This window comes from Candidatus Nitrosotenuis chungbukensis (assembly GCF_000685395.1).
In the GTDB taxonomy this organism is placed as follows: Archaea; Thermoproteota; Nitrososphaeria; order Nitrososphaerales; family Nitrosopumilaceae; genus Nitrosotenuis; species Nitrosotenuis chungbukensis.
The window spans coordinates 69303-85631 of record NZ_AVSQ01000002.1 but is presented as its reverse complement, the minus strand read 5'-3'; the positions used below and the strand labels follow the sequence as shown (position 1 = coordinate 85631).

General features: G+C 43.5%; 20 protein-coding genes and 4 tRNA genes. 12 read left to right on the top strand and 12 right to left on the bottom strand.

Annotation, left to right across the window (positions count from 1 at the left end; translation table 11 throughout):
• The 6 genes from NKMY2_RS00575 to NKMY2_RS00550 all read right to left on the bottom strand — a co-directional run bounded on the left by NKMY2_RS00575 (window position 1) and on the right by NKMY2_RS00550 (window position 3750).
• Complete coding sequence (locus tag NKMY2_RS00575; RefSeq protein WP_042683629.1) at window positions 1-270, bottom strand: Trm112 family protein; 270 nt, start codon at window positions 268-270, stop codon at window positions 1-3.
• A complete protein-coding gene (locus NKMY2_RS00570) occupies window positions 267-1202 on the bottom strand; it encodes a Gfo/Idh/MocA family protein (protein WP_042683628.1) in 936 nt (311 codons plus the stop codon). The genes NKMY2_RS00575 and NKMY2_RS00570 overlap by 4 nt, the downstream gene beginning before the upstream one ends.
• Window position 1203: 1 nt before the next feature.
• Complete coding sequence (locus tag NKMY2_RS00565) at window positions 1204-2121, bottom strand: branched-chain amino acid transaminase (protein ID WP_042683627.1); 918 nt, start codon at window positions 2119-2121, stop codon at window positions 1204-1206.
• A 26-nt stretch (window positions 2122-2147) separates the two neighbouring features.
• Entirely contained in the window at window positions 2148-2750 is a 603-nt protein-coding gene (locus tag NKMY2_RS00560) for a nucleotidyl transferase family protein (RefSeq protein ID WP_042683626.1), read from the bottom strand.
• 43 nt (window positions 2751-2793) lie between these two features.
• A tRNA-Pro gene (locus NKMY2_RS00555) sits at window positions 2794-2867 on the bottom strand.
• A gap of 40 nt (window positions 2868-2907) precedes the next feature.
• Window positions 2908-3750: an FAD-binding oxidoreductase gene (locus NKMY2_RS00550; protein ID WP_042683625.1), complete on the bottom strand. Its 843-nt coding sequence runs from the start codon at window positions 3748-3750 to the stop codon at window positions 2908-2910.
• Window positions 3751-3874: 124 nt separating this feature from the next.
• Between NKMY2_RS00550 and NKMY2_RS00545 the strand changes: the two genes are divergently transcribed.
• Window positions 3875-3948 (top strand) — tRNA-Ala (locus NKMY2_RS00545).
• 1 nt (window position 3949) lies between these two features.
• Here the strand turns inward: NKMY2_RS00545 and NKMY2_RS00540 are convergent.
• Window positions 3950-4498 (bottom strand): HEAT repeat domain-containing protein, encoded by a 549-nt coding sequence (locus tag NKMY2_RS00540; protein ID WP_042683624.1) that lies wholly within the window; start codon window positions 4496-4498, stop codon window positions 3950-3952.
• A 93-nt stretch (window positions 4499-4591) separates the two neighbouring features.
• Between NKMY2_RS00540 and NKMY2_RS00535 the strand changes: the two genes are divergently transcribed.
• Entirely contained in the window at window positions 4592-4879 is a 288-nt protein-coding gene (locus NKMY2_RS00535) for an AlbA family DNA/RNA-binding protein (protein ID WP_042683623.1), read from the top strand.
• 26 nt (window positions 4880-4905) lie between these two features.
• Here NKMY2_RS00535 and NKMY2_RS00530 read toward each other — a convergent pair whose 3' ends face one another.
• Window positions 4906-5769 carry an isocitrate lyase/PEP mutase family protein gene (locus tag NKMY2_RS00530; protein WP_042683622.1) on the bottom strand — a complete coding sequence of 288 codons (864 nt, stop codon included), beginning with the start codon at window positions 5767-5769 and terminating at the stop codon, window positions 4906-4908.
• A 126-nt stretch (window positions 5770-5895) separates the two neighbouring features.
• On the opposite strand from NKMY2_RS00530, the gene NKMY2_RS00525 reads away from it, so the two are divergent.
• On the top strand, window positions 5896-6690 hold the full coding sequence (locus NKMY2_RS00525; RefSeq protein WP_042683621.1) for a hypothetical protein: 795 nt from the start codon (window positions 5896-5898) through the stop codon (window positions 6688-6690).
• A gap of 42 nt (window positions 6691-6732) precedes the next feature.
• Here NKMY2_RS00525 and NKMY2_RS00520 read toward each other — a convergent pair whose 3' ends face one another.
• Window positions 6733-7239: a PadR family transcriptional regulator gene (locus NKMY2_RS00520; protein ID WP_042683620.1), complete on the bottom strand. Its 507-nt coding sequence runs from the start codon at window positions 7237-7239 to the stop codon at window positions 6733-6735.
• Between the two features lie 104 nt (window positions 7240-7343).
• Here NKMY2_RS00520 and NKMY2_RS00515 point away from each other — a divergent pair, with 104 nt between their 5' ends.
• Genes NKMY2_RS00515 through NKMY2_RS00500 form a run of 4 tightly spaced genes read left to right on the top strand, consistent with a single transcriptional unit; the run spans window position 7344 to window position 10603 of the window.
• Window positions 7344-9056: a succinate dehydrogenase/fumarate reductase flavoprotein subunit gene (locus NKMY2_RS00515; RefSeq protein WP_042683619.1), complete on the top strand. Its 1713-nt coding sequence runs from the start codon at window positions 7344-7346 to the stop codon at window positions 9054-9056.
• Window positions 9056-9487: a succinate dehydrogenase/fumarate reductase transmembrane subunit gene (locus tag NKMY2_RS00510; protein WP_042683618.1), complete on the top strand. Its 432-nt coding sequence runs from the start codon at window positions 9056-9058 to the stop codon at window positions 9485-9487. The genes NKMY2_RS00515 and NKMY2_RS00510 overlap by 1 nt, the downstream gene beginning before the upstream one ends.
• A gap of 2 nt (window positions 9488-9489) precedes the next feature.
• A complete protein-coding gene (locus NKMY2_RS00505; protein ID WP_042683617.1) occupies window positions 9490-9837 on the top strand; it encodes a succinate dehydrogenase/fumarate reductase transmembrane subunit in 348 nt (115 codons plus the stop codon).
• A gap of 1 nt (window position 9838) precedes the next feature.
• A complete protein-coding gene (locus NKMY2_RS00500; RefSeq protein ID WP_177316486.1) occupies window positions 9839-10603 on the top strand; it encodes a succinate dehydrogenase/fumarate reductase iron-sulfur subunit in 765 nt (254 codons plus the stop codon).
• A 1-nt stretch (window position 10604) separates the two neighbouring features.
• Here NKMY2_RS00500 and NKMY2_RS00495 read toward each other — a convergent pair whose 3' ends face one another.
• On the bottom strand, window positions 10605-10931 hold the full coding sequence (locus tag NKMY2_RS00495; protein WP_042683616.1) for a metal-sulfur cluster assembly factor: 327 nt from the start codon (window positions 10929-10931) through the stop codon (window positions 10605-10607).
• A gap of 49 nt (window positions 10932-10980) precedes the next feature.
• Between NKMY2_RS00495 and argH the strand changes: the two genes are divergently transcribed.
• Complete coding sequence (argH, locus tag NKMY2_RS00490; RefSeq protein WP_042683615.1) at window positions 10981-12438, top strand: argininosuccinate lyase; 1458 nt, start codon at window positions 10981-10983, stop codon at window positions 12436-12438.
• 90 nt (window positions 12439-12528) lie between these two features.
• Here the strand turns inward: argH and NKMY2_RS00485 are convergent.
• A tRNA-Lys gene (locus tag NKMY2_RS00485) sits at window positions 12529-12602 on the bottom strand.
• 95 nt (window positions 12603-12697) lie between these two features.
• On the opposite strand from NKMY2_RS00485, the gene NKMY2_RS00480 reads away from it, so the two are divergent.
• Window positions 12698-12772, top strand: a tRNA-Asp gene (locus NKMY2_RS00480).
• A 47-nt stretch (window positions 12773-12819) separates the two neighbouring features.
• Here NKMY2_RS00480 and NKMY2_RS00475 read toward each other — a convergent pair.
• On the bottom strand, window positions 12820-13620 hold the full coding sequence (locus tag NKMY2_RS00475) for an inositol monophosphatase family protein (RefSeq protein ID WP_042683614.1): 801 nt from the start codon (window positions 13618-13620) through the stop codon (window positions 12820-12822).
• A gap of 76 nt (window positions 13621-13696) precedes the next feature.
• Between NKMY2_RS00475 and NKMY2_RS00470 the strand changes: the two genes are divergently transcribed.
• Genes NKMY2_RS00470 through NKMY2_RS00460 form a run of 3 tightly spaced genes read left to right on the top strand, consistent with a single transcriptional unit; the run spans window position 13697 to window position 16300 of the window.
• Window positions 13697-14812: a hypothetical protein gene (locus NKMY2_RS00470; RefSeq protein ID WP_042683613.1), complete on the top strand. Its 1116-nt coding sequence runs from the start codon at window positions 13697-13699 to the stop codon at window positions 14810-14812.
• 10 nt (window positions 14813-14822) lie between these two features.
• Window positions 14823-15980 (top strand): AAA family ATPase, encoded by a 1158-nt coding sequence (locus tag NKMY2_RS00465; RefSeq protein WP_042683703.1) that lies wholly within the window; start codon window positions 14823-14825, stop codon window positions 15978-15980.
• The gene (locus tag NKMY2_RS00460) at window positions 15977-16300 is read left to right on the top strand and encodes a hypothetical protein (protein ID WP_042683612.1); all 324 of its coding nucleotides are present in this window, start codon (window positions 15977-15979) and stop codon (window positions 16298-16300) included. Before NKMY2_RS00465 ends, NKMY2_RS00460 begins: the two co-directional genes overlap by 4 nt.
• Window positions 16301-16329: the final 29 nt, after the last annotated feature.

Here is a 16329-nt window from a genome sequence, read left to right as displayed (position 1 = left end):
TTACACATGCCATGGTTTTGCATGCTTAATTATTTTCTCGGGCAGTTTTTTTTGATTTTTGTCAAGAAATTCCATGTCTTGCTTTTTGTCGCGTAGTTCGTCGGGCAGCATTATTGGTATTTCCTCAATTATTGGATAAAATCTGGAGCATTTGTTGCAGTACAGGGCTCCCTCAACCACAATTTCGTCTTTTGACTCTGCCTCAAAGATCTCCAGTGGAAACTGTTTGTCAATTGGACACACGAGTATGTCCATCATTTTCTTGTTCATTTTAGCTCCAGATATATTGGCACGCCCTTCTGGCTTGATAAAAGTGCCGCTTCTGCGATTCTTGTTACGTTTAGTGCATCTTCCGGTCTTACTCTGAGACTTTCTTTTCCCTCTACCGAATCAAGAAAGTTTCTAATTTCAACCGTCAAGGGCTCCGCTTTTTCTTTTCTTGGTATTTCTGAACCACTGTCTTTCTCAATTCTGACCTCTTGTGAGATGAAATCAGCCGAGATAATGCCGTCCGTGCACACCGCATTAAAGTGCCTTACCCTTGCAGGGGTAATCCAATTAGATGATATGATGGCAACCTTGTTGTCCTTAAAACCGAGCATTATTGTAGCAAAGTCTTCATGATCATGTCTTATTTTACCTGACCTTGCAAATACAACCTCTGGGGTGTCGTCAAAAAGCCACATCGCAGTATCTATGTCATGGACTGCAGTATCATAGATTATGCCGACGTCTTTAATGTGAAGAGGCATTCTGTTTTCGCGATGAAATTCAAGCATGATCAAGTCGCCATATTTTTTCGATTTGACCAACTCTTTGACAGATTCCACAGCTGGATTGAATCTCTCTATGTATCCACAAGTCAAAAGAACTCCGTTTTTTTTAGCCATCTCTAAAAGAGTGGCACCTTGCTTTGATTCATACGTCATCGGTTTTTCAATAAAGACACTCTTTTTTTGCTGGATTATCTTTGATGCGATGTCAAAATGCGTCGACGTTGGAGTGCAAATGAACACCCCATCAAACTGCGCCTCTTTTAGCATGGAATCAACTGAGGTGTAATAACTGACACCGTATTTTTCGCCTGTCTCTTTTGCCCTTTTTTGGTCCGCATCACAAACTGCCGTTAAAACTCCAAACTGGGAAAGGACTCTGGCATGGTTTTTCCCCCATCCGCCAACTCCTATTTGCGCTATTTTCAAACTAATACACCGAGGTTACCCAACTGGAATATTTCTCGTTCTTATTCATTACCACGTCAAGATATGCAGACATGATCTGTTGAGTGATTTTACCTGCCTTGCCGGTTCCTATTTTTTTGTTGTCGATGTGCGTGATTGGCGTGATTTCTGCAGCAGTGCCTGTGAGAAATACCTCGTCTGCAAGATACATCTGCCCCCGCGTGATCTCGCTTTCTTTGACTTGGTATCCAAAGTCTTCTGCAAGTTTTATCACAGAATCCCGTGTTAGTCCCTCCAGCGCTGATGAGCTTAGGGGCGGAGTCATCAGTTTGCCATCTTTTACCATGAAAATATTCTCCCCTGGCGCCTCACTCACATTTCCTTTCAAATCGAGCATGATTGCCTCGTCGTAGCCGTTTCTCTTGCATTCCTGCGTGGCAAGTATGGAATTGAGATAGTTTCCGCCCATCTTTGCAAGTGGTGGGGTAGAAGCATCGCTGAATTTTCTCCATGAAGAAATTCCTGCGCTAATCCCATTTTTGTTAAACAAATCCCCAAATGGAAACATGAACATTGCTGCGTGGACTGGGGCGCTTTCGTTTACATGCAGGTTAATTCCGTACTCTCCAACAAAATAAAACGGGCGAATGTAGCATGACTTTTTGATATTGTTTTTTTTGCACAAATTAATTACTGCGTCAATTAGTTCCTCGTCTGTATACCTTAATGATATTGAATAAAATCTTCCAGAATTTCGAAATCTCTTGATGTGATCCTCAAGCCTGAAGACATTGAGGTTTTCCGAATTCCAGTATGCTCGTATTCCCTCAAAGATGGATGTCCCGTAATGTATGGCGTGTGTTGTAATTGGCACTTTGGCTTTTTCAAGCGTCGTATATTTTCCGTCAAACCAAACAAATTTTGAAATGCCAGGTTTCATAAGCAGTCTGTAAATGCGTTATTAATCTATCTTGTCTTGAGGCCGTCTTTTGGGAATTTCATTCCTGCAATTCTCGTAGTCCTGTCTTCCATGGTGGCGAATTTTTTAACAATTTCCCAATTATCTTCGATGATTTTTATTACTTGTTGGGGGACATAGTTTTTCCAGTCCGTATCTTTTCCTCTGGCTGCATCATACATCTTGCTTTTGACTGACGATGCAGAAACTTCCTTTCTGGTGCCGACCTTTGGGTTTAGCCTATACATCTTGAGCATAATGCCCTCTATTTTGTCTCCAGTGTACGTAAAGTAGTCGTTTTTCACTCCCTGCAGGATTTGGCTTCTTAACTTCCATGAGTATGGTGACAGCAATGGCGGAAAATACTTCAGAAATGGGGCATGGAACGTATAGTTTGACGATGCCTCAATGGAATCACCAAATACCGATTCTAGCATTTTTTTCCTGATTTCAAAACTAAAAGGAAAACTACGACTGTTTACCTCGGTGCCGTTCTTTAGGAAAATCACCGGCATGACTATCACCTTGGATTCTTTTTTGAGCTCATCAATAATCTCTACATGCGCATTTGTGACAGGATTCAGATGTGCAAGGTAAATTGCAACAGTCAAACATTTTTCTTAAATTTCTGTCATATTTCAATGCTTGAAAATATGGGGACGATGGGACTTGAACCCATGATCTCCAGCGCCCGAGGCTGGCAGTATACCAAGCTAACCTACGTCCCCAAAAACTGGGGCTGCGTCATTCAATATTATTTTTGGTATCTTATCCGTATGACTCGTACTTGACCTCAAAACTGCCGTCTGGGCGTTTGTTTCTCTCAGTCGCAAATCCTTTCGCGCTAAGATAGTCCATACATCCGTCTATTGTTCCCTGCCAACCACAAATGTAGAACGTTGTGTTTTGAGGCGTGATCTTTTCGCCGATTAATTGCTCCAAAGGAGACGGTTCTCCGTCCTTTGTTCTGAGAAATGTCTCGACTCTTCCGACTTGACCGCTCCACGATCTGTTGAACCATTCCTGTGGGCGGCTAATTGCGGCACGATATCTAAAGTTCCACTGGTCTCGACCTCTATCCAAACTCTCGATTTCCAAGTCTGTGAATAATTGCTTGTAGCTTAACTCATCAACATAGCTTGCTCCGTGAAGTACTATCAGCTCCCTCTTGTCCCCAACATCATGCAGGTGTTGTGCGAAGCTTACAAAAGGCGCAATGCCTGTGCCGCCGCCAAGGCAAACGATTCTTCTCTCGTCTTTTTCGCCGTTTGGTAATTTGTCATTAATTAAGAGTGCAGCGCCTGTTGGTTTTATCCAAGTTATTTCGTCTCCTTCTTTTGCATTGAAAAGCTGTGTAGTTAAACGGCCTGGGAGCGGCTTTCTGACCCAACGTATGACAAGCTCGACATATTTTTTGTTCTCTGGATGCGATGCAATCGAATACGCCCTTCTGATTACTTTGCCCTCGCTTGGGACATGCATGCCTATAGTTATGAATTGTCCAGCTTTGTATTCTGGTATCACTCCGTCGTTTGGAACCATCCTGAAAACTGCCAAATCCTCTTTTAGTAATTGAACATAGGTAAGTGTCGCTTTGTTTTCTACTACCACGTTACGATCTTAGGTGCCACGGTTAAATATTTTATGTTGGATGATTATCAAAAAATTTCACTTTAGTTAAACGTTAATACTCAATTCATAAAGTCTAATGTGTTCAGAATTTTTCTGACAACATGGGCCGGTCGTCTAGACTGGTAGGATACGCCCTTGGCATGGGTGAGATCGAGGGTTCAAATCCCTCCCGGTCCATCTATAACTTACTTTTGGCATAATCAAGCAAATTTCTAATTTCTGGATCTTCTTTGGAAATTTTATCTAGTTTGGAAAAAACAGTCTGGTCACCAATATCTATTGCTGCCTTTATTGCACTCTTTCTCACCTCCGAATTGGGGTCTTCCATGCATTTTTGGATTGCAAGAATTGCTTCTGACGCCTTAAGGTGTCCTAATGCTCCAACTGCGCAAGACCTGACCATCGCACTTTCATCTGACATGAGATCAATTATTTTTGGAATTGCCTTCCGGTCGCTTCTATTTGCAAGGACCAGTAAGGAATAACCCCTCACGTTTTTGCTCTGACTGTTTAGTTTTTGAATCAAAACATCTGATATGTCGTTTTCATTCAGTACTAGCGCACTAAACGCCTCCCCCCTAATCTGGATATCATTATCGTCCAATGCTGAAATAACCGTGTTTAATACGGCGGAATCTTTGCATTTGCAAGTCAGTTCTAGGATTTTGATTTTTTCCTCTTTAGAATCAGAGTGCATAACACTCTCAATCTGCTCAGGGGTTATCATTTTGATTTTGAATCGAGTCTAGTTAATAAGAAATTTTGTAATCTGCCGTTTTCCATTTTTAGCTTTAAATTATCCATATATAACCATCATTACATGTCAACCGAAAACAGAGACGTAATCTTCATTGGTAAGAAACCTTTGATGGCGTATGTTACTTCTACGCTCATCCAATTGGCAAACTTACCATCAGTGCGCATCAAAGCCAGAGGACTCAGCATCGGTCGTGCAGTAGATGTTTCGCAAATCATCTCACGCAAGACAGAAAATGCTGGATATTCAATCGGTGAAATAAAGATAGGTTCTGAGCAGCTAGAATCACAAGATGGCAAAACAAGAAACGTATCCACAATAGAGATTGAAGTAAAGAGAAACTCTTCTTAATAGCTCTTTACTTGAACTTTTTTATTTTATGACTTTCTTTTATAGCGATTTTCCAGATTCCTAAATTTTGATAAATCCACCAAGTCGTTGAACTCGTCAAAGCTAACTACGCTTTTCTTCAGTTTTGCCGTGGTTCCTGATTTCTTTAGCTCCTTTAGGATCTGAATTGACGCAAACGCATTCGCGAAAAGAACTGAAAGCGGATACAAAATTATCCTAAAGCCCATCTTGTGCAAAGTGGCAGATGGGATGACTGGAGTCGCACCGCCCTCAATCATGTTTGCCACAAGCGGCGCATTGATTGATTTTCCTATCTTTTTCATCTCATCGATTGACTTTGGCGCTTCGACAAAAATCACATCTGCGCCTATTTTCCTATAGTACTTGCCGCGCTCAATTGCGTCATCTAAGCCTCTTGTCGCCCTGGCATCCGTGCGTGCAACAACGATGAAGTCTTTGCTTTTTCTAGCGTCTAGTGCCGCCTGCAGTTTTTCAGCGTACTCTTCTTTTTCGATTACTTCTTTTCCGCTCATGTGCCCGCATCTCTTTGGCCATCTCTGATCTTCTAAGAAGATTCCTGCCGCCCCCGCTGACTCTAATTCGTTTACGATCTTCCAGACACTTAGTGCATTTCCGTAGCCTGTATCTGAATCCACAATTACTGGAACCGAAACTGCCCTGCAGATTCTGCGCGCATTTTCAATTGTTTCAGTTGATCCAATAAAACCATAATCTGGCATGCCAAACAAAGTTGCAGATGTCCCATAACCTGTCTGGAACATTGCCTCAAATCCTGCCTTTTGGGCTATCTTTGCACCTATCGCATCGTACACGCCGGGAATAACCAGAGGCTTTGAAGAGTCGTTGATCATTTTCCTCAGGTTTTTCATCAAAAATTATGGTGACTTTAATTATTTATGATTAACCCATGTATGCTCCATATCTGAGGGATTGAACCAAGTATTGATCGTAACTCTACATAGGATTTAATTATGTCCAGACTTGATTGAAATTTAATGACAAAGGTATTACTTCAAGTACTAATTGCAGTAGGCGTACTATCTTCAGTCTCATTATTAACAGTCAACGCATTCGCTGAAAACGCAAACTGCGGTAGAGACTGCGAAGCTCCAACATTAGGGGTTTTAGATGATGGACTGCGAGTGGTAGAAAACGGACTTACTATCAATAGTAGATCAATAAATGTAGAAGGACAAATCCAATCAATCCCAACAACGACATTTAACACCGGTGATACAGTAAAAATAAGACTGGTAGTCTATGAAAACAGCGGTGTCAGTGCATTAAGACACACGGCGCTTTCCATATCTGACTATGCAGACGATAAACATCGCTCAGACCTTGCAACTGTTTCCTTTGACCAAAGCTTTCTAGGAGCCAAAACAACAATCGTTACTGATCATGATGGCTTTCTAGGAGGAGCTACAGCAAAGGCAACTGAACTAAATGAATTCTCCACACTAGTAGAGTTTTCATTTAAGGTAATGAGGCCATTTGAAACATCTGCCATTATTGTCGAATCATGGGATGCTAATCTTAGTTCAAGAACCAATGTATTTCTCAATGCAGTAAGAGCAGACGGGGATCCAATAGTTGAGAAAGCCCCTATACGACCAGCAAATATTGTTCCTGCCCCACTAAAACAAGTAAAGGCAGGAGTTGAACCAGAACAGGTTGAATGCAGAGAAGGATTCGAGCTAGTCATACGCTCCGTAACCGGCGCGCCAGCTTGCGTATATCCATTCACTGCAGAAATATTGAGAAACTGGAACATGGTTGCAGATAACTAAAAAAGCGCTTTACACCACTTCTTTTATTTTTAAAACTGATTCCTAGTCTATTTTGATTTCTTTGCCCTGCTTGCCTTCACTTGCGTCCAGTTTTTTGAGCTCCGATTCTAAGAATTTTCTGTATTTCTGAGTTTCTTCCTTTGTCATTTTAATGACATTTGAGCTAAGGCTTGAACCCAACATGTTCATTCTCTCAAGCACGTCCATCGTCGCAAACCGTCCTACGTTTCCGATTCTCAGCAGCACGTCTAGCTGATTTTTAATTATTTTGTTGACCGTCTGCAAATCATCTGAGGTGTCTTTCCCCTTTTTTGTTATCTGGTATTTGCCGTCTTTTGATTCCTCGATCAGGCCCTCATCTAGGAGCCTTCCAAGCAGCGGATAGATGAGACCTGGGGACGGCTTCCACTTGCCGTCGCTTTGCTGAGTTGCAGCATCGATGATCTCTTTTCCGGTGTATGGTTTTGTTGTCAACAACTCTAAAATGAAATATCTTGAGAACCCTCTTGGTATCGAACTTCCAACTCTTTGAAGCCACTCCCCTACCATCACTAGTAATATCGCTAGCGATAAATATAATCATTACTGAAAATTCCTCACAAATCAAATTTACAACACATATTTATCGGATTTTTAGCAGGTGATGATAGAAAATGACGGATTCTATTGAATATGATTTGATAATAGTAGGATCTGGTCTTGCAGGTCTGCGCGCAGCAATCGAGGCTGCAAAAACAAGTCCGTCAATTAAGATTGGTGTGATCTCCAAAGTCCAGGTCATGCGTTCTCACTCTGTTTCTGCCGAGGGGGGTACTGCGGCAGTTCTCTTTGAGGATGAAGGGGATACCATAGAGTCGCACATCTATGACACTGTAAAGGGAAGTGACTTTTTGGCAGACCAAGACGTTGCAGAACTGCTGTGCAAGGAAATGCCAGGCGAAGTCTATCAACTGGACCACTGGGGAATGCCTTGGTCAAGAAGAAAGGACGGAAGAATAGGACAGCGAAATTTTGGAGGTTACAGTTTTCCGCGTGCCACATACGCCTCTGACAAAGTAGGATTCTTTGAAATGCAGACCTTGTATGATACGTGCCAAAAATTTGACAACATTGAATTCCTAAACGAGTGGTTTGTCACAAGCATAATCCACGATGGGCAGAAGTTCATGGGAATAACCGCAATACAAATCTCAAGCGGAACGTTTTATGCAATCAAGGCAAAGTCGTTGATAATCGCAACCGGCGGCGCAGGAAGAATTTACAGTTTTTCAACCTATGCCTTATCATCTACACCTGACGGTATTGACATGGCATATCGTGCAGGGCTGGCACTGAAAGACATGGAGTTTGTCCAGTTCCATCCAACCGGAATCTTACCGTCTGGTATCTTGATTACAGAAGGTGCAAGAGGAGAGGGAGGATATCTTGTCAATAAAGACGGCGAACGATTCATGAGCAGATATGCTGCAAGCAAAATGGAGCTTGCCCCCAGAGACATCGTCTCAAGGTCAATAATGACTGAAATCAAGGAGGGGCGAGGATTCAAGCATGAAACGGGAGTGGATTGCATGAAGCTTGACTTGCGACACATAGGCGATGCCGTTATCAAAGAAAAGCTTGGAGCAATCCGTGAAATATCAATCAAGTTTTCAGGCATTGACCCTGCACAAGAAATGCTAGACATAAGGCCCGTGTGTCATTACATGATGGGTGGAATACACACCAACATCGACGGCGCAACCGAGTTGTCAGGCGTCTGGGCTGCAGGCGAGGCAGCATGCAACAGCGTACACGGAGCAAACAGGCTTGGAGCAAATTCTACGTCTGAGTGCATCGTCTGGGGAAAAATCACAGGAGCACTTGCCGCAAAGCACGCAATGAACAGCAAACCGTCATCGCAATTTCCACATCATTTGGTTGCCTTGGAAGAAAAAAGAATCTATGATGGTATTTTCAGGGGCAGGGGAGAATACAACCCATACGAGATAAGGCAGGAATTAACAGACATCATGACTGACAAGGCGTATGTATTTAGGACAGAATCCGATCTGGTTGAGGGACTAAAGAAACTTCGCGAGATCAAAGCCAGAACTTGGAAGCATGTGGATGATACAGCAAAGGAATACAACACAAACTTTACAAATGTTATGGAGCTTGATTCAATGTTTCGAGTTGCAGAAGTCGTATTGGTTGGAGCAATCAACAGACGCGAGTCGCGCGGATCTCATTCAAGACTTGACTATCCACAACGAGACGATGCAAACTTTTTACATCATACGCTTGCTTACTATGATCCAAAGGAGCCGATAATGAAAAAGCATCCAGTCACCATAACAAGATACCAGCCAGTGGAGAGAAAATACTGATGAAAAGAAACGAAAACAAAGAAGGAATCAAGGGGATGGCAAACCCTGGGAGATACGGAATAGAACGTGTCTCATATTGGCTGATGAGAATAACCGGACTTGGGCTGCTTGCATATTTTATCGGCCACATCTATGAGACAAGCTCCATACTTAGCGGAAAAGCCGCATGGGACTCGATGCTTGAACTCACGCAGACAACACAAGGCCACATCTTCTTGACCTTGGTTATCGGAATGTGTGTGTTTCACACTGCAAACGGAATACGATTGATGTTTGCCCATGGAGGGATAGGAATTGGAAAGCCGACAAGACCTGATTATCCGTACCTGCCACATTCAATGAACATGAAAAACAAACTTTGCATTTATGCCTCGATAGGAATAGCAGCTCTCGCAATGATGTATGGCCTGAGCGTATTGTTTGGTGAATAAAAATGCGCGAAAGCATAATCATGAAGATTCATTACGGAACCGCGCTTGGCGCAGTGGTTCTAGTGGCAGTCCACATTCTGTACAGGATAACTATGATGAGCTTCGGAGACTCGTTAGAATATGAAAACGTGGTTGCAAACTACAAGTTTATCCCGTATGCCATAATGCTTGAGCTTATCTTGGTACTGCTTTCAGTTCACGGGTTTAACGGATTGCGCGTTATTTTGCTTGAGCTAAAACAAGGCAAATCATACGAAAAGGCAGTCAACTATGGGTGCCTTGCATCGATGGCAATATTGATAGCATATGGTTCAAGAACTATATTGATGACAAGCATGGGGATGACATAAAATGGCTGACACGCAAATTGCAGAAGACCAGTCATCGGCTGAAACATCCACGTCAAAGATAGTTACACTAAGAATAGCTAAATCAAACCCAGAGAAAGACTCTGTAACCAAGTTTGAAAGCTTCCAAGTTTCATACGAGAGATGGACCACCGTTTTGGACGCAATTTTGGATGTGAAAAAGCACCTGGATCATTCAGTTGCAGTACGTTATTCCTGCAGGCAAGCCACATGCGGATCTTGCGGAATGAAAATCAACGGGCGGCCGCGACTTGCATGCTTTACCAAGATTTCAGAACTAGACTCTGATGTTGTTACAGTAGAACCGATGAGCAACTATCCGATAGTAAGGGACCTCGTAGTTGATCTCGAAAAAATGTTTGACACTCATAAGGAAATGAAGCCTTTCATGGTAAGGGAGGACACTGAGATCACTCCAAATTCAAGGGAATTGCTCCAAACCCCAGAACAAGTTGAAGAATACATCCAGTTTGCAAACTGTATCAAATGCGGACTGTGCAATTCCGCATGCCCTACGATGGCTACTGACTCGTCATTTTTGGGGCCGCAGGCGCTTGCACAAGCATACCGATATGTTGCAGACAGTAGGGACAAGGGCAAAAACGAGAGACTAAAGATTATTGATGATTCGCACGGAATCTGGCGATGTCACTTTGCCGGCTCTTGTAGCCAAGTGTGTCCAAAAGGAGTTGACCCTGCAATGGGAATACAAATGCTCCGTGGCTACCTGCTCGGATTTAGAAAATAATCTAAGACGCTGGCTTTTTTGGGTTTGCGCTGTTGTTTACTTGATTGTTTATCTGCTCTGCCATGAAATGATTTGAGACGTTTACCTTTACGTCATTGACACCGTCTATCTTTAGAAGATTGTCATGAACGTCCTGCGCAATCTTAAAACCAAATACTGCAGGACAAAACGGGCTTGTCAGGTGCAAGTCTACCTTTACTGCAGAGTCTGCAATGTCGACATTATCCACCAACTCTAGGTCGGTAATCGACGTGTTTATCTCAGGATCTACAATTCCAGATAATTCGTCAAAAATTTTTCTTCTCAACTCTTGTAAATCCTGAGTCATATGCGGCAAAGCGTCTATGCTATATATAACCATTATAATCCCTAGTTTGATGTATCGGTCACGACTAGACCAGAACCTTGGCAAGCAGACGCTTGATTATGTTTCTTCGATTTCTGACGATTCGGAAATCGCATTCTATGACATCATTGGAAGTCAAGCTCATGCAATAATGCTCTATGAAAATAAAATCATAACCAAATTAGAAATAAAAAAAATTCTTCAAGCGTTAGAGAAGCTAAAAAAAGAAAAATTTCAGAATAATTCTTCTGCAGAGGACATTCACGAACTAATAGAGACACTTGTCATAAAAAAAACTGGAGTCAAAGTTGGCGGCAAGATGCACACTGCCAGATCCCGCAATGACCAGGTGGCACTTGATCTTCGCATGAAGATTCGCGACGACATTAACATTTTGTGCAAATGCATACTGGACACAATAGAAACACTGGTCACACTTTCAGAAAAACACACAGACACCCCGGTGCCGCTTTATACGCACCTCCAACAGGCACAGATTGGCACTTTTTCGCACTACCTACTTGCGTATTCTGACGCTTTGTTTCGCGATCTGGACAGGCTCTATGCCGTTTATGGAAGGGTAAACGAATCCCCCCTTGGGGCAGGGCCGATAGGTGGGACCAGCATCCCAATTGACAGGAACAGCACTGCAAGGATGCTTGGCTTTAAGGGACTGGTGGAAAACTCAATTGATGCGACAAGCAGCCGCGATGTTGTTGCAGAATACGTGAGCGCTGTCACTATTCTGATGACAAATCTTAGCCGCATATCTGAGGATCTGATAATATGGTCCACTTCGGAGTTCTCATTTGTTGAACTGTCTGATCAGTTTTCATCGCCATCAAGCGTGATGCCGCAGAAAAAAAATCCAGACGTTTTGGAGCTGACGCGCGGAAAGACAGCACGAGTGATAGGGAACCTCGTGTCGGTTCTGACTACCGTAAAGGGGCTTGCATCTGGATATGGAAGGGACTTGCAGGAAATCAAGCCGTCGGTGTGGTCTACATCAAAAATCGCAATATCTGCACTGCTTGTGATAAACGCAATGTTTGCTACGCTAAAGGTCAACAAGGAAAAGATGAAAAAGGTTGCAAATTCCGGCTATCTCACTGCACTTGATGTGGCCGAGGAGCTAGTAAAAGAGGGGCTGCCATTTAGGACTACTCACAAGATCGTAGGCCACCTGGTACAGGCAGCATACGAATCAAAAAAATCTCTCTCGCAATTAACTCTGGCGGAAATCAACAAGTCGCTAAAAGAAAAAGACATCGACTCTAAGAAGATACTGAAGATAATCACGTCAATTAACGCAGAATCCTCGCTGAAAAACAGGACCTCTCAGGGCTCCTCAGGAACCTCCGAGCAAAAAAGAATGGTTTCAAACAGAAAGACAAAGGTCAACATGTACCAGACAGGCGTCGCAAAGCGAAGCAACGAAGTGATATCCTCACTTGACTCTCTTTCTAAAAAAGTAAAGTCGCTAGTCTAGGCATCTTTTGCGGCAAACCCGACACAATATGTGATGTTTTTCAAATAATCTGCTAATTTCACAACCGATCCAAAAAGGAAGCTATTGAAGCGGGTTCGCGGGGATTCGGACCCCGGACAGCCGGATTAAAAGTCCGGTACTCTACCTGGCTGAGCTACGAACCCTTCGCAGTTTTGCCAATCGTGTATAATTTAGTCTTTTAGTAGTCTTTGGCACCAGATGTAAACTTTAAAAAAGGAATTTTTACATAAAGACTCAAGCCCTTGTAGTATAGCCCGGTCTAGAATTCGGCCCTGTCACGGCTGAGACGCGTGTTCAAATCCCGCCGAGGGCGCTTTATTTTCTTAACCTAATCCTGACCAGATCTATGGTTGCCTAGATTTACAGTTTGAGCTGCTTTGAAATTTCTCTGAGAATTTCATTGTTTGCCGCAGCTATAAACGAAAGCCTGGTTTCATAAGCAAGATTCGAGTCTAGTGGCTTCATCTTTTGATCCAAAATTATTCCTCCTGCCTCCTTTGCAATTAGATATCCTGCCGCCATGTCTGTCACGCGAATCTTTTCCCTCAAATCAACATAAACGTCAATTAGGCCTCGCGCAAAAAATGCAAGCTCAAGTGCGTTTGCGCCAAGGTGCCTTGTGTGGTTTGAATTCTCAAAAAGTGGCTGGATTCTTTTTACCAGCTGCGGTTTTGCACCTGACACATTAACTCCTACTATTTTGTAGACTGGTCTTTCCTTGTGGACCTGGATTTTCTTTTTGTTGCAGTAAGCGCCCTTGCCCTTTGTTGCCCAGTACATGTCGCCTGAGGACAAGTCAGTTACAACCCCTGCAGTAATTGAGCTGAGTCTGTCCTCTGTCGCAAACGCAAGCGAGCAACAAAAGAAAGGAAGCCCTCTGACTGCGTTTGCCGAGCCGTCAATTGCATCCATTATGACAAATCCTTCTGGCTTTTTTGACAGCTCCACTCTACCGCACTCTTCACCAAGAACGACACAGTCAAATTTTATTTTTTTAAGATAATCAAGAACTGTTTTCTCTGCAACAATGTCTATTTTTCTTGAAATGTCTCCACCTGCGCCAGTCCCGTGGTCTTTTCCGGCAGCTTTGGTCCCTGCCAAGTTTTTTACATTTTCATAGACTAATCTCGAAGCTTCTCTGAGTACCTGGATTGGTTGCACAGTACGTCTAGAGTTTTTCGTAATTTAAGTCAAGAATTTTTGAAAGCATAAATAATAAGAAAAATGGTGTGCTTGTGTGAGTGGCAAGGACCAGTCCGTTGTTAGCAAAGAAGCGCTAATGTCAACAAAGTCTGGAAAACAAATCATAAAGCAAGGTCTTTTCAAATCAAAAGGTTTTCGATTATTCAATCAATACAAAGAGGAGGCAGAAAAAGAATTCCCAAATTTTGCAGACAGGTTCACAGACGACCTCTTCCGGGAGATAAAATCAGACCCGTCCCCAAACTCCACGCAAAAAGAATTTGCATCAGAGGTCGGCTCTGAGGAAATCATCCTGCAGGAATCCGAGATTGGCCCAATAAAGTCAAAGCTTGAAAACCGCGACGTACTAAAGGACAGGGTACTGCGAATACTGAACTCTAATTTTGTAAAGATGACGTTTCCAGTCTTCAATGCGCTATATGATGCGTCTGCCAGCTACTCTGGGACAAGTGATCCGCAAATGCGGCAGGATCTAGTTGACGGCCACATAATAGCAATTGATCTCAGCGAGCCGATGGACAGAATAGTCGACAAAGACGAGGATCTTGAATACCTTGACGATTACAAGCTCATGAACCCGTACATTCTGAGGCTTGCCCGCTCTAAAATAGCAAAAGGCGGCGCGCACGTATTGGAGGAATTTGAGGAAGGGTTCAAGGATGCGCGCGTCGGCCAGTATATCGATACCAAACTAAAGACAGACCCAAGAAAAATAACAGAGGAGAAAATGAACGAGTGCTACAAAAAGTACCGTGCAGTAATGGGGACTGCCGGCCGCAACATGGCACTTGGGAAAAACCCTCTTGGCGAAATCTTTTATCTTGGAATGGCACGAGCCGCAGAGTCTGTCGGGTGTGGAAATGAAATCGAGGACTCGATAAAAAACAAGTTTGTAAAGGTGCCGTCATGGCCGCTCTACTATTCCTTTTTGACAAACGACGTCAAGAAAGGATTTGATTTTACGATGAAAAAAAGCGAACTGTACCTTAGCGATGCAAGACTTGCGCTTGAACTCCTGCCAAAGGAATTTGCCCACACGGAATTCCTGGAATTTCTGTTTTTGACAGTAGAGCATTACAACCAGTATTGGTATAACCAGCTAAACAAGGTAAACCTCTGGTCAGAATTTTCTGCCAACCTACCCAAGTGATCAAAAAATGATGTGGTCTGAAAAGCATAGGCCTCAAAAGATTTCTGACATGGTTGGAAACGAGGAAGCAAGAAACTCGTTTGTGGACTGGCTTGTAAAGTGGAAAAAGGGCGCAAAGCCTATTCTCCTAGTCGGGCCGCCCGGGATTGGGAAGACAACGCTTGCGTGGATCACGGCAAAAGAATTTGGATATGACATTGTGGGACTAAACGCAAGCGACGTTAGAAACAAGACAAACATTGAGGACATTCTGACCCCTCTTTTGGGAAACACAACGCTTCTTGGCAAATCGCTTATTTTCATAGACGAGGTGGACGGGATTCACGGCCGCTCCGATTTTGGCGGCGTGGAGGCGCTCCTAAAAATACTCAAAGAGCCGACAATCCCGATAATCCTTGCCGCAAACTCTGATCAATCCGACAAAATGAAGGCAATCAAAAAGACGACAAAGACAATCTACCTAAAGCCAGTGCCGCCAAGACTGCTGAGGCTGTACCTTGAAAAAGTCCTAAGGGACGAGGGGGAGAAACTTAGTCCCGGATCCATAATCAAAGTGATCACCGAATCTAGGGGGGACATTCGCTCAATGCTCAACCTGACGCAAGCGCAGGTGACTGGATTTGACGCTCCGACAGACAAGTCGTTTGAGACGCTTGACGTGGAGCCTGCGGTAAACGCGTTCTTTAAGGCAAAGTCAAAAGAAGAGGCGCGAATAGTTCTGTATTCGCTAAGAATAGATCCGCGAGAAAAAATTAATGCGTTTTATTCCAGCATAATAACAAGCAGTCTCCCAAGTAAAGACCTGGCAAAAATGCTCGACGTCCTGTCTGAAGCAGACGTCCTGTATGGAAAAATAATGAGGACGCAGGAATGGCGGCTACTCCGATACCTTGACAACATTTTGCTCAAACTGCACGGCGAAAACCTCCAAGTCCAGTTTTCGCAGTATAACCTCCCGTGGCCGCTCCTCAACAAGATAAGGTGGGACGGAAAGGTAATCAAATCGCTTGCATCGGTGCTTGCAAAAAAATTCCATGTCTCGCAGAGCGCTATTGCCACGTTTTACTTTCCGTACATCCTGTTTTGCATGAAAAACAAAAAGCTTGCACTTGAAATCAATCCAGAATACAACGAAATCCTGGAAAAGGAGATGGCACTGCTAAAATGAGCTGGCGCAAAATTGCGATGAAGTTTCCTGGGACGTGCGTGGTATGCAACCAGAAAATCGAAGCAAACGAAACCGGGCTCTGGGCAAAGGGGCTCGGGGTAAAACACGAAAGATGCGCATCAACAGAAGTAAAGGAGCTAAAGTGCATAGTGTGTGGCGGGCAGGCAGGCTGCCTGCAGTGCGAATTTCAGGACGACTGTGACCGCGATTTGGTTTCCGGGCTTTGCATATGCAAAAAATGCGGCGACTCGAAGGACTCTTTTGTGCTGTACCAGGGTGCCGTAAAAAACAACTTTGCACTGCTAAGCACAAAGCAATAGACAAAAATTGTATTGCTAAACTATGCCTG

What these genes read in the sequence shown, in the direction of transcription:
- NKMY2_RS00460 (WP_042683612.1), top strand. Translation starts at nt 15,977, where the DNA reads ATGAGCTGGCGCAAAATTGCGATGAAGTTTCCTGGGACGTGCGTGGTA.
- NKMY2_RS00500 (WP_177316486.1), top strand. Translation starts at nt 9,839, where the DNA reads ATGGCTGACACGCAAATTGCAGAAGACCAGTCATCGGCTGAAACATCC.
- NKMY2_RS00465 (WP_042683703.1), top strand. Translation starts at nt 14,823, where the DNA reads ATGTGGTCTGAAAAGCATAGGCCTCAAAAGATTTCTGACATGGTTGGA.
- NKMY2_RS00505 (WP_042683617.1), top strand. Translation starts at nt 9,490, where the DNA reads ATGCGCGAAAGCATAATCATGAAGATTCATTACGGAACCGCGCTTGGC.
- NKMY2_RS00530 (WP_042683622.1), bottom strand. Translation starts at nt 5,769, where the DNA reads ATGAAAAACCTGAGGAAAATGATCAACGACTCTTCAAAGCCTCTGGTT.
- NKMY2_RS00540 (WP_042683624.1), bottom strand. Translation starts at nt 4,498, where the DNA reads ATGATAACCCCTGAGCAGATTGAGAGTGTTATGCACTCTGATTCTAAA.
- NKMY2_RS00565 (WP_042683627.1), bottom strand. Translation starts at nt 2,121, where the DNA reads ATGAAACCTGGCATTTCAAAATTTGTTTGGTTTGACGGAAAATATACG.
- NKMY2_RS00525 (WP_042683621.1), top strand. Translation starts at nt 5,896, where the DNA reads ATGACAAAGGTATTACTTCAAGTACTAATTGCAGTAGGCGTACTATCT.
- NKMY2_RS00520 (WP_042683620.1), bottom strand. Translation starts at nt 7,239, where the DNA reads ATGGTAGGGGAGTGGCTTCAAAGAGTTGGAAGTTCGATACCAAGAGGG.
- NKMY2_RS00535 (WP_042683623.1), top strand. Translation starts at nt 4,592, where the DNA reads ATGTCAACCGAAAACAGAGACGTAATCTTCATTGGTAAGAAACCTTTG.
- NKMY2_RS00510 (WP_042683618.1), top strand. Translation starts at nt 9,056, where the DNA reads ATGAAAAGAAACGAAAACAAAGAAGGAATCAAGGGGATGGCAAACCCT.
- NKMY2_RS00515 (WP_042683619.1), top strand. Translation starts at nt 7,344, where the DNA reads ATGACGGATTCTATTGAATATGATTTGATAATAGTAGGATCTGGTCTT.
- NKMY2_RS00495 (WP_042683616.1), bottom strand. Translation starts at nt 10,931, where the DNA reads ATGACTCAGGATTTACAAGAGTTGAGAAGAAAAATTTTTGACGAATTA.
- NKMY2_RS00575 (WP_042683629.1), bottom strand. Translation starts at nt 270, where the DNA reads ATGAACAAGAAAATGATGGACATACTCGTGTGTCCAATTGACAAACAG.
- argH (WP_042683615.1), top strand. Translation starts at nt 10,981, where the DNA reads ATGTATCGGTCACGACTAGACCAGAACCTTGGCAAGCAGACGCTTGAT.